The 15844-nt window shown below is 72.3% G+C and carries 9 protein-coding genes; 4 read left to right on the top strand and 5 right to left on the bottom strand.

All coding sequences use genetic code 11. From position 1 onward, the window contains the following. Positions 1-4 precede the first annotated feature (4 nt). A complete protein-coding gene (locus tag EES42_RS17660; RefSeq protein ID WP_124719151.1) occupies positions 5-4069 on the top strand; it encodes a hypothetical protein in 4065 nt (1354 codons plus the stop codon). Positions 4070-4217: 148 nt separating this feature from the next. On the opposite strand, the gene EES42_RS17655 is transcribed toward EES42_RS17660, so the two are convergent. From EES42_RS17655 to EES42_RS17635, 5 genes are read right to left on the bottom strand one after another with little or no spacing between them, the layout of a single operon-like run. Beyond that, complete coding sequence (locus tag EES42_RS17655) at positions 4218-6422, bottom strand: MGH1-like glycoside hydrolase domain-containing protein (protein ID WP_124719150.1); 2205 nt, start codon at positions 6420-6422, stop codon at positions 4218-4220. Continuing rightward, the gene (locus EES42_RS17650; protein WP_124719149.1) at positions 6419-8452 is read right to left on the bottom strand and encodes a beta-galactosidase; all 2034 of its coding nucleotides are present in this window, start codon (positions 8450-8452) and stop codon (positions 6419-6421) included. Before EES42_RS17650 ends, EES42_RS17655 begins: the two co-directional genes overlap by 4 nt. Further along, positions 8449-9306: a carbohydrate ABC transporter permease gene (locus EES42_RS17645; RefSeq protein ID WP_241196430.1), complete on the bottom strand. Its 858-nt coding sequence runs from the start codon at positions 9304-9306 to the stop codon at positions 8449-8451. Before EES42_RS17645 ends, EES42_RS17650 begins: the two co-directional genes overlap by 4 nt. Next, positions 9303-10229, bottom strand: a complete 927-nt coding sequence (locus tag EES42_RS17640) for a carbohydrate ABC transporter permease (RefSeq protein ID WP_124719148.1) — start codon at positions 10227-10229, stop codon at positions 9303-9305. The genes EES42_RS17645 and EES42_RS17640 overlap by 4 nt, the downstream gene beginning before the upstream one ends. A gap of 4 nt (positions 10230-10233) precedes the next feature. Further along, entirely contained in the window at positions 10234-11490 is a 1257-nt protein-coding gene (locus EES42_RS17635) for an ABC transporter substrate-binding protein (RefSeq protein ID WP_124719147.1), read from the bottom strand. A gap of 225 nt (positions 11491-11715) precedes the next feature. On the opposite strand from EES42_RS17635, the gene gcvPA reads away from it, so the two are divergent. The 3 genes from gcvPA to EES42_RS17620 are packed head-to-tail and all read left to right on the top strand — an operon-like array spanning position 11716 to position 15844. Further along, positions 11716-13107, top strand: coding sequence for an aminomethyl-transferring glycine dehydrogenase subunit GcvPA (gcvPA, locus tag EES42_RS17630; RefSeq protein ID WP_124719146.1), 1392 nt, complete (start codon positions 11716-11718; stop codon positions 13105-13107). Continuing rightward, positions 13104-14702: an aminomethyl-transferring glycine dehydrogenase subunit GcvPB gene (gene gcvPB, locus EES42_RS17625; protein ID WP_241196429.1), complete on the top strand. Its 1599-nt coding sequence runs from the start codon at positions 13104-13106 to the stop codon at positions 14700-14702. The genes gcvPA and gcvPB overlap by 4 nt, the downstream gene beginning before the upstream one ends. Then, positions 14699-15844, top strand: coding sequence for an ATP-NAD kinase family protein (locus EES42_RS17620; protein ID WP_124719145.1), 1146 nt, complete (start codon positions 14699-14701; stop codon positions 15842-15844). Before gcvPB ends, EES42_RS17620 begins: the two co-directional genes overlap by 4 nt.

The raw sequence follows: 15844 nt of genomic DNA, 5'->3' as shown, positions 1-15844 counted from the left end.
TCGCATGACACACCCGGGTGATCCGCTCCTCCCACCGAGCGTCGCGGCGGTCCTCGCGGCGCCCCCGCGCGCCTTCTCGCCCGTCGCGATCTGGTGGTGGAGCGGGGAGCGGCTCGACCGGGCGCGGCTGCGGGCGCAGCTGGAGCGTTTCGCCCAGGGCGGGGTGCACAATCTGGTGCTCCTCAACCTGGCGCCGTCGGGCCCGCTGTTCGGCTCGGACGCCGACGACCCGCCGTTTCTGTCCGACGCGTGGTGGGAGCTGCTCGACGGGGTGTGCGAGGACGCCCGGGAGCTGGGGACCGGGCTCTGGTTCTACGACCAGTTCGGCTTCTCCGGCGCGGATCTCCAGGCACGCCTCGTCGACGAGCGGCCCGATTTCGCCGGCCGTCGGCTCGGCCGGGTGCGGGCCGTGGTCGAGTCCTCGGCGGCACGGGCCGGTGAGCTTCGGTGCCCGCCGGACGGCCGGCCACTCGCGGGCCGTGCCGAACCGGTCGACGACGACGGCCGGACCACCGGCCCGGCGGTCGCGGTGCCGGTGGCCGACGGGGGCGTACGGGCGCCCGGCACCGGCCGATGGCGTCTGACGCTCCATCATCACGAGGCGCTCGGTTTCGACTATCTCGGGACCGAGGCGTGCGCGGCACTGCTGAACCGGGTGCACGGGCAGTTCGAGCGCCGGCTCGGCGACCGGCTCGGGACCGTCGTCGTCGGCTCGTTCCAGGACGAACTGCCGTCCCTGCCGACCTGGTCCACGGGGTTCACCGACGCCTTTCTGCGACTTCGCGGTTACGACCTCACCGAGCGGCTGGACGCCCTGTACGACGACTGCGCGGATCCGGACGTCCACCGGATCCGCCGCGACTACCACCTGACCCGTGCCGAACTGGCCGAGGACGCGTTCTTCCGGCCGCTGGCCGCCTGGCACGAGCGGCACGGGCTGCTCATCGGCTGCGACCAGCAGGATCCAGCCCGCGCCGGACACCCGGTCGCGGGCGTGGAGCTGTACGCCGACTACGCGCGCACCCACCGCTGGTTCTCGGCGCCCGGCTCCGACCATCACGGGGACGCCCGCATCCATTCCTCACTCGCCCACCTCTACGGCCGTCCCCGCACCTGGGTCGAGGCCTTCCACTCGACCGGCTGGGGCGGCACCCTGGAGGAGACCTTCGACTGGCTGCTCCCCTGGCTGCGTGCCGGGGCGACGCTCTACAACCCGCATGCCGTCTACTACACGACCAAGGGCGGCTGGTGGGAGTGGGCGCCGCCCGGAACCGACTGGCGCCAGCCGTACTGGCGCCACCACCGTGTCTTCGCCCACGCCGTGACCCGGCTCTGCGCGGTCCTGAGCCTCGGTCACCATCTGTGCGACGTCGCGGTCCTGCTGCCCACCACCACCGCCCAGGCGGGAACCGCCCTGGACGGTGTCGACGAGGCGGCGGCCCACGCCCAGTGGGCCTATCTCGAACTCGTCGGCGACATGGCCTGGTTCCACACCCGGCCGGGGCTGCTGGACCAGCTGGGTCTCGACGCCGATGTCATCGACGACGCGTCGCTGGCCCGCGCCCGTGTCTCACTGTCGGACGACGGCGTACGGCTGCGGGTGGCGGGCGAGGCGTACTCGACGATCGTGCTGCCCGCGTGCACCGTCCTCGAAGCGAAGACGGCCGAGCGGCTGGCGGAATTCGCCTCGGCCGGCGGGAAGTTGATCGCCTGGGGCGAGCTGCCCGAGCGGGCCGTGGGATCCGGTGCGGCCACGGCCGCGGACGCGCTGCGGGAGTGCTTCGCGGACGGCCGGGCGGTGCGCGTGCCCCTGACCGACGACCCGGCCGGTGCGCTCGCCGCCGCTCTGGGCGGTGTACGGCCGGCCGTACACGCGCCGGTCCCCGCGCTCGCGCGGCGGGTGGAAGGCGTCACCGTGGTGTTCCTGACCGCGGCAACCCCTCGGGCGACCCGCGCGGACGTCGCGGCCCCCGACGAGCGGGGCGCGGCGCTGGGCTGGCTGGACGCCCGCTACGACTTCGACCCCGGCCGCTACGTAAGGCGCGCCCGGGTGCGGGTGCGGGATGTTTCGGGCCCGGCCGTCCTGGTGGACCCGTTCGGCGGCGCTCCCCGCAGGCTGCCGGTGCTGCCCGTCGCCGACGACACCCGGGCCGTCGAGGTCGACGTCCCCTTCGATACGGGCCCGGCGGCCGTACTGGTCTTCCCGGCCGAGGACCGGGAGCCGTCCCCACCCGTGGTTTCCGGCGCCTGGCCGTCGTACGTCACCGCCGTCGAGATCCCCCCGGACGCGGACTGGGACATGGTGCTCGTCCCGACGCTCGACAACACCTGGGGCGACTTCGCCCGCCCCGCGACCGGTCCGCCCACCGGCCCGGCCGTCACCGAGTGCCGGACCTTCCGGCACCGGGTGGAGGAGCCCGGCGAGGACGGCGTACGGGACGGCTGGGCCGCGGCGCCCTCCGGCCCCGGCCGACCGGCGCGGGCCACGGTCCACGCGACGTTCGGTCCCCGCGCGCTGGTCCTGGGCGAGGGGCCGGGCCGCGACGGCCCGTCGGTGCTCGAATGGTCCGAGAGCCTGGGCGTGCGCAAGGACCCGGTGCATCGCGCGGTCCTGGGACCGAAGGGGCATGTGCCGGAGGAATTCATGCACATCGGCCGGGCGGTCGCCGGAGAAGTGGTGCGGCTGCGCACGGGGATCCACCTGGGCGAGGACTTCGACGGGCATCTCGCGATCGGGGCCGGGGCGGTGAAGCGGGTCCGGCTCGACGGTGTGCCCGTGGCGCTCGACGACGGGGGCCATCTCGCGCTGGGCCCGGTGCGGACGACCGCCGGACCTCATCTGCTGGAACTGGACCTGACGCCCGATCAGGACTGTGATCTGCGGGCGCATCTGGCGCTGGTGCGCGATCCCCGGCGCTACGGGCGCCCGGAGTGGATCCACGCGCCCGGGACGATGGGCACCACGCTGAAGCTGACCGCGCTCCCCGCCCGCGCCGTCGTGCAGGTGGCCGCCCAGGTGCCCTGCGCGCTGCGCATCAATGGCCGGCTCATCGGCGGACAGGGCGGATTCGACCCGTACGCCGAGCACGCGGTGCCACGCGTACGACGGCACGATGTGACGGCCGCCCTGCACATCGGTGACAACGACATCACGGTCGAGACGTCCGGGGGCGGTGAGCGCGCGGTCCTGGTGGACGCGGTCCTCGAAGGCAAGGACGGTGAACCCGTCGCGATGCTGCACAGTGACGCCCGCTGGTGGGCGGAAGGGCCGCAGGGTCGCGGGCCGGTCGGGGTGCGGCGCGCGCCGGTGGGTGACCCTGCCGCGCTGTGTCTGCGCCGCCGCCCGCATCCGCTGCCGGGGGCCGCGTGGCTGGACCCGGAGGCCGACGACGGCACGGTGGTGCCGGTCTCGTTCGCGGTTCCGGGGAGCCGGGGCGGTGTGGAGTGGTTCTGGTTCGAACTCCCGCCCGGTACCACCCGGTTGACGGCGCAGGTGCACGGCGGGATCACGGTGTACGTGGACGGCTCGGAGTGTCTCGCCGCCATGGGCGTCCCCGATGCCAGCGGGGTGCGCACCGTGACGGTGGAGCTGCCGTACGGGGACCGCGGCGGTCCGGTGACTGCGGCGCTGCGGATCCGGACCCGCCCCGGGTACGAGGGGGGCGCCGCGCTGGCCGGTCCGGTGCGCTGCACGGTCGGCCCCGGGCGGATCCGGCTCGGCGACTGGGAGGGGCAGGGCCTCGCCGAGTACAGCGGCGGGGTGCGGTACGGCCGGGTGGTGAACGTGCCGGGCGGTGTTGTCGCGGGACGGGTGTCGCTGGACCTCGGGCGGGTCCGGGGGACGGCGGAGGTCCGGGTCGGCGGCGTCGCCGCGGGGGTGCGGGTGTGTTCCCCGTACGTGTTCGACCTGACGGGTCTGGTCGTGCCGGGGGACAACGCCGTGGAGATCACCGTGTTCGGGACGCTGGCACCCCACCTGGACGCGACGAGCCCGACCCATTTCGTCTTCGCCGGGCAGCGTGTCAGCGGCCTGTTCGGTCCGGTGAGGCTGCGGACCGGGCGGGGGTGACGGGGCAACGCCCGGGGCCGTCGTGTCCGGTCCCCGGCGTTGCCCCGTGGTTCAGCCCTGCCCGGCCAGGCCGGGGAGGTCCAGGGCGCGCCGCGTCGCCGGGAGGTCCCGGTCGTCCGCGTACCGAGGACCGCTGCCGTCCGCCCCTCTACTGGTCGCCCGTCAGCATCGGCAGCAACAGCGCCGCGGACCAGCTGAAGTTGGGTGAGTTGAGCGGCGCCCCGGTCGTCGGGTCGTAGTTCTCCATGATCGGGCCGTCGCCCGCGAGGCCGGAGGCATGGGTGAGGAGCCGGTCCGTCAGGGCTTCCGCGTCCCTGCCGTAGCCGTAGCGGCGCAGGCCGCCGAGGGCGAAGTAGGCCTGGTCGAACCAGACGGGGCCGCGCCAGTACGCGGTCGGTGAGAAGTAGGGCGAGCTCTTCGCCACGGTCGGGAAGGGGACGGTCGTGGCGAACTCCGCCGGGTCCGTCAGTCTGTCGCGCACGGCGCGGGCCTGAGCCGCGGAAGCGGTACCGGTCCACAGCGGGACGGCGCCCTCGATACCGCGGCCGCGGGCCGTGAGCGGTGCGCCGGTGCCGAGCGCGATGTCGTGGAACCAGCCGTCCGCCGGGTCGTACATCGTGTTGCGCACCGCGGCGGAGGTCGCGGTGGAGCGCTGCTTCCACTGCCTGGCGTCGGCGCCGCGGCCGATCGCGCCCGCTATCCGCGCCAAGTAGCCCTGGTCGGCGGCGAGATACGAGTTCAGGTCGACGGACTCCTGGTCGATGGAGTAGCCGAGGAGCGTTCCGTCGGCGGCCTTGTTGGTGACGATGCCGGTGCCGAGACCGGCGTCGAAGCGCGGTGCGTTGTCCATGCCGCTCTCCCAGGCGGCGGCGAGGCGTCGCTCCTCGGGGGAGTCGTTGGCCGGATCGACGGTGGCGCCGTACTCGGCGAGGCCGTTGTGGTCGTGGTCCCGGTTGCGGTACCACCAGTCCTGGTACGCGACGAGCTTCGGGTACATCTCGCGCAGGAACGCCCGGTCCCCGCTCTTCGCGTACACCTCCCACACGGCCCAGGCGGCCAGCGGGGGCTTGGAGTTGCGTTCGTTCCAGTTGCCGCCGCCGCGTTCGGGGTCGTTGTAGAAGATGACGTCGGGGATCATCCCGGCGTCCTGGGGGCGGGTCCTGGAGTCCGGGCGTACCTGCCAGTCGAACATGGAGCGGATCTGCGACTGGGCCAGGTCGGGCGCGAAGCGTGCCGTGCCGACCGCCTGCTTCCAGGTGTCCCAGGCCCAGATGCCGCCGGTGAACCACTTGTAGGAGATCGACGGTGTGATGCCGTCGTGCTTGATCTGTCCCGCCGCGCTGCGCCAGTTGGTGACGAGGGTCTGGAGGGACTTCACGGCCGTGCGCCGCCGGTCCGCCGGAACGCCCCGGGTCACCCCGGCGACATAGCCGCGCCAGCGCGCGTCGGACGCGGACACCACGGAGGCGGGGCGGGCCAGTACGTCGCGGACCCTCGCCCGCTCCTCGGTTCGCTCGGCGGCGGTGAAGGTGTAGGACTCGGTCCAGTCGAAGCTGTGCGAGCGGCCGGGTGCCAGGGTCACCGGCTTCGCGGCCTCGGTGCGGTACGTGTCGCCGTCCACGGTCGTGCGGACGCGGTCCTTGTGGGTGACCTCGAAGCGTTCCGTGCCGTCGGTGAGGTAGTCCCAGGTCTCGCGGACCTTCGCGAAGTCGACCCCGACGCCGGAGCCGGTGGCGGTCAGCGACGGCGCGTCGCGCATCGGCTTGTCGGCGGGCCGCAGCAGGCTGCCCGTCCAGTCGGCACCTAGTGTGCGGGGGGCCGGGCCGGTGTTGCGGACCTCGGCCCTGACCAGGGCGGTGCGGTCGGTGGCGAAGCGGAGTTCGAGAGTGAGGCGCAGGCCGCGGCCCAGGTCGTAGGACTGGACGAGCCGGCCCGGGAGCGAGGTGGAGCGGGGTGCTCCGCCGGCGGCCAGGTCCAGGGTGCGGCCGTGTTCGGTGAGGCGGATGCGGCTGAAGGACTTGCTGAGCCACCAGGGGTATTCCTGGGCGATGTAGAGAGGCCCGGAGAAGCCGCCGTACGCGTCCTTGTCACCGGCGTCCGGCAGGGCGTAGGCGTGCCAGGCGCCCCGGTCGGCGAAGACGGTGACGGGGTTGTTGTCCTCGCCGTCGCCGGGCTGGGCGGTGGTGGGGGTGCCGTGCAGGTCCAGGACATCGGCGTAGGCGGGCGGTGGTTTCGGGTGTCCGTGGGCGGCGGCCGTCTGCGGCACGGCGAGGGCGCCGCCGGCCAGCAGGAGTGCGGTCAGGGCGCTCAGGGGACGGTGGGCGGTGCTGTGTCGGTGTCTCCGGCGGGTCATTTCGCGGTCCCTTCGGGGGATTCGGTGGCGATGCGCAGGACGGCGGCGCCGAGCGGGCCGAGGTCGAGGTGGTCGCGGACGGCGGCTCCGGTGAGCAGATCGGTGCCGCCGGCCCCGTAGCGGCCGGTCAGTGGCGTGCGGGTGTCGTGGTCGCCGTGGTTGAGGACGAAGAGGTACGTGCCCTGTGCGCCGGCGCGCACGGCCGCCTCGACGCCCTCGGGTACGTCGAGCACGGGGCGCACACCCGCCGCCCGCAGCGCTTCGTCGAGCACGGCCGCGATGCCGTCGCCGAGATGGGCGCCGGCGTACCACGCGGTGCCGGTGCCGTAGCGGTGGCGGGTGACGGCGGGGCGGCCGGTCAGCTCGCCGGCGGCGTACGTGTCGACGGTCTCCGTGTCGGGGCCCTCGGGCTCGATCCACTCGCTCCACAGGGTGGCCCGTGCACCGGAGGCGAGGGGTACCCCGGCGCCGTCGGGGATCGGCCAGAACTCGTCGACGGACACACCGAGCACGTCCCGCAGCGGTCCCGGTGCGCCGCCGTCGTGGATGTGGTCGTGGCCGTCGACGACACCGCTGAACGGTCCGCAGACGAAGTGACCGCCGCCGCGTACGTAGGCGGCGATGCGTGCGGCGTGCTCGGGCCGCAGCAGGTGGAGGTTGGGTGCGAGGACCGCCCGGTAGCCGTCGAGGACGGCGTGCGGGGGCACGAAGTCGACGGAGACGGCACGGGTGTGCAGGGCCGTGTACCAGGGGCGCAGCAGGTCGCGCCAGCGCATCCGGGCGGAGGGGTGGTCCTCGGCCTCCAGGGCCCACCAGGAGTCCCAGTCCAGGACGATCGCCACGTCCGCCGGGGTGGTGGTGCCGGTGATTTCGCCGAGCCGGGCGAGTTCGGCGCCGAAGCGGACGGTCTCTCGCCACCCCCGGGAGGCGGTGCCGCGGTGCGGGAGCAGGGCGCTGTGGTACTTCTCGGCGCCGGCGCGGGAGGCGCGCCACTGGAAGTACATGATGCCGTCGGCGCCGCGGGCCAGCGCCTGGAGCGACCAGAGGCGTTGCAGTCCGGGCCTCTTGGGGACGTTGACCGGCCGCCAGCTGACGGCGGACGGTGCCTGTTCGAGGAGCAGCCAGGGCCGGCCGCCCTTGAGGGAGCGCATCAGGTCGTAGTTGAGGGCGGCATTGACGTGGGCCTGCGGGTCGGCGGGGTCGGGGTAGGCGTCGTCGGAGACGAGGTCCTCGTGCTCCGCCCACTTCCAGTAGTCCAGTGCCTTGAACATCGACATGAAGTTGGTGGTGGCCGGGATGTCCGGGCTGATGTCGCGCAGTGTCTCGCGTTCGGCGCGGTGGCATTCGAGGAGGGCGTCGGAGCAGAAGCGCCGCCAGTCCAGGAGCTGTGTCGGGTTGACGGGGCCGGGTGCGGTGCGGGGTGGTTCGATCTCGTCGTAACTGCCGTAGCGCTGGGACCAGAAGGCCGTGCCCCAGGCGTGGTTGAGGGCTTCGACGGTGCCGTAGCGGTCGGTGAGCCAGGTGCGGAAGTGGTCGGCCGAGCGGGCGCAGAAGCATTCGGTGATGTGGTCGCCGTACTCGTTGTGGATGTGCCACAGGGCGAGCGCCGGGTGGTGTGCGTAGCGTTCGGCGAGGGTGCGGGTGAGGCGGAGTGCGGCGGCTCGGTACTCGGGCGAGGAGGGGCAGTAGTGCTGGCGGGAGCCGAATTCGAGGCGTACGCCGTCTGCCGTGACCGGCAGGATCCGCGGGTGGGCGCGCACCAGCCAGGCGGGCGGTGAGGCGGTCGCGGTGGCCAGGTCGACGGCGATGCCGTGGGCGTGCAGCAGGTCGAGGAGCCGGTCGAACCAGCCGAAGTCCCAGGTGTCCGGGCCGGGTTGGAGCCGGGCCCAGGAGAAGACGCCGACGGTCACCATCGTGACCCCGGCCTCGCGCATCAGGGCGGCGTCCTCGGCCCAGACGTCCTCGGGCCACTGCTCGGGGTTGTAGTCGCCGCCGTAGAGGATGCCCGGGACGCGGGTCGCGCGGCTCATCCCTTCACCGCCCCGCCGAGCAGTCCGGCCACGAACTGCCGCTGGAACAACAGGAAGAGGAGCATCAGCGGGAGCGTGGCGAGGAGCGAGCCGAGCATCAGTCCGGAGTAGTCGACGTGGGAGAGCCCCGTGAGGGTGTTGAGCGCGACGGGCACGGTGTATTTGTCCTCCGAGTTGAGCATGAGCAGGGGCCAGATGAAGCTGTTCCACTGCGCCATGAACGTGAAGATGACCAGGGCGCCGAGTTGCGGGCGCACGCACGGCAGCACCACCTGGTAGAAGGTGCGCAGCTCGCCGGAGCCGTCGATCCGGGCCGATTCGAGGAGCTCGTCGGGGAAGTCGACGAAGCTCTGCCGCATCAGGAGGATGCCGAAGGAGTTCGCCAGGAACGGCAGGATCACCGCCTGGTAGGAGTCGATCCAGCCGACGCTCGCCATCATCTGGAACAGCGGCACGAGCAGTACCTGGAACGGGATCATCATGGTGGCGAGCACGACGCCGAGCAGCAGTCCCCGGCCGCGGAAGCGGTACTTGGCGAGTCCGTAGCCGCACATGGCGGAGATCAGTGAGCTGAGCGCGGTGTGGACGACGGCGATGCCCACGCTGTTGAGGAGGACCCGGCCGAAGCCGATGGTGTCCTGGAGCCGCGCCAGGTTGTCGAGCAGCCGGCCGCCGGGCAGGAACGGCGGCGGTGAATGGAACAGGTCGGACGTGGAGTGTGTCGCGGCGATCGCCATCCAGAGGAACGGCACCAGGCTGACGACGGCACCGGCGGCGAGCAGCAGCCGTACCGCGTAGCGGCCCAGGCGCCGGACCGGGTGGACGCGTGCGGGGGCCTGCTGGAGGGCGGTCACCGGCGACGCTCCCTTCCGAAGGCGATGTACTGGAGGGCCGAGATCGCGGCGATGAGGGCGACGACCACCCAGGCGATGGCGGCGGCGTAGCCGAAGTCGAGCTGCTGGAAGCCGGTCTTGTAGAGGTAGACGACCGGGGTGAGGGTGGCGTCGTCGGGGCCGCCGCGGGTGAGGACGTAGTTCTCGTCGAAGAGCTGGAGTGTTCCGATGGTGGAGGTGATCACGCAGAACAGGACGACGGGGCGCAGCTGCGGCAGGATCACCCTGGTGTACGTGGAGAAGGTGGTGGCGCCGTCGATGGCGGCGGCCTCGTACTGCTCCTTGCCGATGGACTGGAGTCCGGCGAGCAGGATGACGGCGTTGTAGCCGGTCCAGCGCCAGGTCAGGGAAGCGATCAGGGAGACGCGGGCCCAGGTGGGGTTGTTGAGCCAGTCGACCTGGCCGATGCCGACGGCGCCGAGGATCTGGTTGACGAGGCCGCCGTCGGTCTTGAGGAGGACCTGGAAGACGACGGCGTAGGCGACGAGTGTGGTGACGGCGGGCAGGAAGTAGACCGCCCGCCAGGTGCCGCGGAAGCGCAGCCAGGACTGGTTGAGCAGGACGGCGAGGACGAGGGCCAGGCCGATCATGACGGGGACCTGCACGACGAGGATGACCCCGGTGTTGAACAGGGACTCCAGGAACGCGGGGTCGTGGATCATGCGCCGGTACTGGTCGAGTCCGACCCAGCGGGTGGCTCCGGCGTCCTCGGTGGTGAAGCTCTGCAGGAGGCTGGCGCCCAGCGGGTAGGCGAAGAAGAGCACGAAGAGGACGGCCGCGGGCCCGGCGAACATCCAGGCGGTGGGGCGCCGGCGTCTGCGGCGTGCCGCGGCCGGCGCGCGGGCGGGGGCGACCGGCCGGTCGTAGGTGGTGTGGACGGCCATCGGGCTACTTCACCCTTTCGCGGCCGGTGGCGGTGGCGAGCTGCCGCGCGGCCGAGTCGAGGGCGGCGCGCGGGTCCTTGCCGCGCAGCATCACGCCGGTGACGGCGGAGACCATGATGTCGGAGGCCTTCGCGTCGTCCTTGTTGTTCTCGACCGGCGGGATGTTGCGGGCGAGCCGGGCGAACACGTCGAGGGCCGCCTGTCCGCCGAAGTACTCCTGCTTCGCGCTCAGGTACGGGTCGTCGAGCGCGGGCAGGTAGGCGGGGAAGAGACCCTCGCGCTTGAGCATGGAGACCTGGTTCGCCCTGCCGGTGAGCAGGAACCGGATGAACGCCCAGGCGAGGCGGGGGTTCTTGCTCTGTGCGGGGACGCAGAGGGTGGAGCCGCCGATGTTGGAGGTGCGGGTGCCGTCCGCGGTGAATCCGGGCAGCGGCACCACGGTGAACCTCCCCTTCAGCTCCGGCATCTCGTCGGTGAGCGTGCCCGTCCACCAGGCTGCGGTGGGCGTGGTGACGGCCTTGCCCTCCTTGGTGCCGGTGACGAGCCCGTCCCAGCCCTTCTCGTAGTCGACGAGCCCCTTGTCGTGCAGGGTCTTCATCAGAGTGAGGGCCTTGACGGCCTCGGGTGTGTCGACGGCGACCCGGCCGCCCTTGAAGTAGGACTGGCCCTGCTGCTGGAGCAGCATCGGCAGGATTCCGGCGTCGGTGGAGTCCATGATGAGCAGCTTGCGGCCGGTGGCCTTCTTGATACGGACGCCCGCCGCCACATAGTCGTCCCAGGTCAGCAGCGACGTGGGGTCGACTCCGGCGGCACGGAAGTGGTCCGTGCGGCAGTAGAGCGCGCAGGGGCCGATGTCCCAGGGCAGGGCGAACACCGCGCTGTCCTTGCCGGTGACGGTGCGCCACGCGGCGCGGTCGAAGTCGCCTCCGTAGCGGCCGCCGAGGCTCGTCAGGTCGTAGAAGCCGCTCGGGAAGTTGCCGATGTAGCGCGGCATGTAGCTGCCCTCGACCGTGAGGACGTCGGCGAGGCCCGAGCCGCCGCGCAGGCCCACGGTGATCTTGTCGTAGGCGTTGTCGTAGCCGATGTCGACGATGTCGACGGTGGTGCCGGGGTGGCGCTTCTCGAAGTCGACGGCGAGGCGCTTCATGGCCTTGGCTGCCACGTCCCACGACCAGACGGTGATCTTTCCGCTGACCTTGCCCTCTTCGTCGTCCTTCCTGCCGCCGATGTCCCGGGCCTCACCGCCGCCGGCCCCGCCCATGGCACATCCACTGACCAGGGACGATGCCGCGGTCGCGAAACCTGTGGCCAGAACAACCCGTCGGGTGGGTCTCGTTGACACTCTTGCCTCCTGGAGCCTGAATGCCTAATGCTGTATTCAGAACACTGAATGACGGAGCCTGCCGTCAAGAGGTGTACAGCCAAAGACTTTTGTTGCTGTGGTCATGACTGACCCGACCGAGCCGGCTCACGCGAAAGGCGCGGCATGACGTCACCCCAGGACTCCGTCCACACCTACGCCCATCCCTACATTCCCAACGCCGTGCCTGCCGTACGGCAGGCGATGCTGGAGGAGATCGGCGCCGCGGGCGTCGAGGACTTCTACGCCGACATCCCGGACGGCATCCGGCTGCACCGCCCCCTCGACCTGCCGGCCCCACTGCGTTCGGAAGCCGAACTCACCCGCCACATGGAGGAGTTGCTCGGCCGCAACACATCGACGCGGCAGGCGCTCAGCTTTCTCGGCTCCGGCTGCTACCAGCACCACGTACCGGCGGTCGTGGACGAGGTGGTCAACCGCAGCGAGTTCCTCACGGCGTACGCGGGCGAGCCCTACGAGGACCACGGACGCTTCCAGGCGCTGTGGGAGTACCAGTCGATGATGGCCGAGCTGCTCGACGTGGAGATCGTCAACGTCCCGGTGTACGACGGCTTCCAGGCCTCGGGCACCGCGCTGCGCATGGCCGGCCGGATCACCGGCCGCCGCCGGGTGCTCGTCGCCACCGCGATCGACGCCGACAAGCTCTCCCGCATCCGTGACTACGTACGCCCCGACCACGACGTGACGGTGATCCCGGTAGACCCGGACACCGGCTGCGCCGACCTCGGCGCGGTGCGCGAGGCGCTCGCCGCGGGCGACACCGCCGCGGTGTACGCGGACACCCCGTCCGCGCTCGGAATCGTCGACGAGGCGCTCCCCCGCCTCGCCGAACTCGCCCACGAGGCGGGTGCGTTGTACGTGGTGGGCTGCAATCCGCTCACGCTCGGCGTGCTCGCGCCGCCCTCCGCGTACGGCGCCGACATCGCGTGCGGCGACATCCAGCCGCTGGGCCTGCACCAGAGCTTCGGCGGCGGCAACGCGGGCTTCATCGCCACCCACGACGAGGAGAGGCTGGTCGCCGAGTACCCGTCACGGCTGTTCGGGCTGGTGCCCACGAGCGTCGAGGGCGAGTACGGATTCGGTGACGTCGCCTACGAGCGGACCTCGTTCGCGCTGCGCGAGGAGGGCAAGGAGTGGGTCGGCACCGCCGCCGCTCTGCACGGCATCGGTGCCGGGGTCTATCTCGCGCTGATGGGACCGCAGGGCATGCGGGAGATCGGCGAGACGATCCTCGCGCTGACCGCGTACGCCCGCAGCAGCCTCGCCGAGGTGCCCGGCATCGAGGTCCCGTACGGCGACGCCCTGCACTTCGCCGACTTCACCGTCCGCTACACGGGCGGCAGGACCGCCGCCGAGATCCGCGCCGAACTCAAGGAGCGGGGCATCTTCGGCTCCACGCCGACCGGCACCCACGAAGCCGCGTACTGCGTCACCGAAGTGCACACCAGGGCCGACATCGACCGGCTCGCCGCGACCCTGAAGGAGATCGTCAAGTGACCGCCTCGCACGCGCCCGTGTCCGTCTCCCCCGAGGAGGCGCGCATCGCTCCGAAGCCCCGGCTGCGCCGGTTCCAGCAGGCGTCCTGGGACGAGAAGCTGATCTTCGAACTGGGTTCGCCGGGCGAGCGGGGCGTCCTCGTGCCGGCCGCGGACCCGTCCGTCCCGATGCCCGCGATTCCCGCCGCCCTGCGCCGCGCCGAGCCGCCCGCGCTGCCGGAGATGTCCCAGCAGCAGGTGCTGCGACACTACTTGCGCCTGTCGCAGGAAAATCTCGGCGCCGATCTCAACATCGACGTCGGCCAGGGCACCTGCACCATGAAGTACAGCCCCAAGGTCAACGACCAGTTCGTCCGCGACCCCCGGATCGCGGCGCTGCACCCGCTCCAGGACGAGGACACGGTCCAGGGCGTCCTCGGGATCATCCACAGCCTGGAGCAGTTGCTGAAGGAGATCTCCGGCATGGACCGGGTCTCGCTCCAGCCGGGCGCGGGCTCCGCCGCGATCTACACCAACGTCGCCATGATCCGTGCCCACTTCGCCGCGCGCGGCGAGCTGGACCGGCGCGACGAGATCATCACGACGATCTTCTCCCACCCGTCCAACGCCGCCTGCGCGAAGACGGCCGGGTTCAAGGTCATCACCCTCCACCCGGACGCGGACGGCTACCCCGACATCGAGGCGCTGAGAGCGGCGGTCGGCCCGCGCACCGCGGCGCTCCTGATCACCAACCCCGAGGACACCGGGATCTACAACCCGCGCATCGAGGAGTTCGTACGGATCGTGCACGAGGCGGGCGGCCTGTGCTCGTACGACCAGGCCAACGCGAACGGCATCCTCGGCATCACCCGGGCGCGGGACGCGGGCTTCGACCTGTGCCACTTCAATCTGCACAAGACGTTCTCGACCCCGCACGCGTGCGGCGGCCCGGCGGCGGGTGCCTGTGCGGTCACCGAGGAGCTGGCCCCGTATCTCCCGCGCCCCACCGTCGAGTTCGACCCGGCGACCGGAATGTACCGGCTGGACGACGACCGGCCCGAGTCGGTCGGCAAGATGCGGCCGTTCTACGGCGTCGTGCCGAACCTGGTCCGCGCCTACGCGTGGATCATGTCGCTCGGTGCGGAGGGGCTGCGGGCCGCCGCCGAGACGGCCGTGCTCAACAACAACTATCTGCTCCACAAGGTCCGGCAGATCCCCGGTGTCTCGGTGCCGTACGCGGCCGGGCGCCCACGCGTGGAGCAGGTCCGCTACAGCTGGGAGAAGCTCCACGAGGACACCGGCCTGCACTCCGAGGACCTCGGCCTGCGCGCCGCGGACTTCGGCACGCACTACTGGACCAGCCACCACCCGTACGTGGTGCCGGAGCCCATGACGCTGGAGCCGACCGAGTCCTACACGCGCGCCGACCTCGACGAGTACGCGGCGATCCTCGCGGAGATCGCCCGCGAGGCGTACGAGGACCCGGAGACCGTACGCACCGCTCCGCACCGTTCGACGATCCACCGGGTACGCCCGGAAGCGCTGGACGACCCGGCGACCTGGGCGGTCTCCTGGCGTGCCTACCGCCGCAAGGTGCTCGGTGAGGCCGGCCGGTGACGCGGATCGGTCTGGTGGTCAACCCGGTCGCCGGACTCGGCGGCCGGGTGGGTCTGGGCGGCACCGACGGCCCGGACCGGCCGCGCGTGGCACTCTCGCTGGGCGCGCGCCCGCAGGCGGGTGCGCGTGCGGCCGCGGCTCTGGGTGAACTGGCGGCGCGTGCGGGCGGGCCGGCTCGGGACGGACTCCTCGTCGTCACCGCCGCCGGTCCCCTGGGCGCCGACTCCGTCGCCGCCGCGGGGCTCGCGGACCGGATCGTGTACGCCGCCGCGGCCGGCCGCGACACCACGGCCGCGGACACCGCCGCCGCGGTGCGGGCGGTCGTCGCCGAGGACGTCGGACTGCTGCTCTTCGCCGGCGGCGACGGCACCGCGCGTGATGTGCTCGGCGCCCTCGGCAACGTGCACTGCCCGGTCCTCGGCGTACCGACCGGCGTCAAGATGCACTCGGCCGTCTTCGCCGTCGGCCCGCGTGCCGCGGGCGAGGTCGCGGCGGCCTGGCTCGGCCGCACGGGCGGCGTCCGGCTGCGGGACGCCGAGGTGATGGACCGCGACGAGGACGCTCTGGCCGAGGGGCGTGTCACCTCCCGGCTCCACGGGTGGCTGCCCGTCCCCGACGTCCCGGTCCGGGTGCAGCAGCGCAAGACCGGCAGCACCACCGTCTCGCCCGAGGCGGTCGGCGGCATCGCGGCCGAGGTCGCCGAGCGGGTCGGGGAAGGGCTGCTGGTGCTCGGCCCCGGCAGCACCACCCGGGCGGTCGCGGCCGCGCTCGGCGCGGACGTCTCGCTCACCGGGGTCGACGCGCTCGCCCTGCGGCCGGGCCACCCGCCCCGGGTCGTGGCCCGCGACGCCCGCGAGGACACCCTCCTGGCACTCGGCCCTGCTTGGCTCGCCCTCTCCCCCATCGGCGGCCAGGGGTTCCTCCTCGGCCGTGGCAACCAGCAGATCTCGCCGCGCGTGCTGCGCGCGGCGGGCGGCCGCGAGCACCTGCTGGTGCTGTGCACGGAAGCCAAACTGGCCGCGCTCGGCGGCCGCCCGCTACTCCTCGACACCGGCGACGACGCGCTCGACGCGGAGCTGTCCGGCCACCTTCCCGTCATCACCGGCAGGCGGCGCACCTCGCTGTACCGCCTGGCCATGTGA

The organism is Streptomyces sp. ADI95-17 (assembly GCF_003846175.1).
In the GTDB taxonomy this organism is placed as follows: Bacteria; Actinomycetota; Actinomycetes; order Streptomycetales; family Streptomycetaceae; genus Streptomyces; species Streptomyces sanglieri.
The sequence above is the reverse complement of the archived record's forward strand: the minus strand, read 5'-3'. Positions and strand labels throughout refer to the sequence as shown.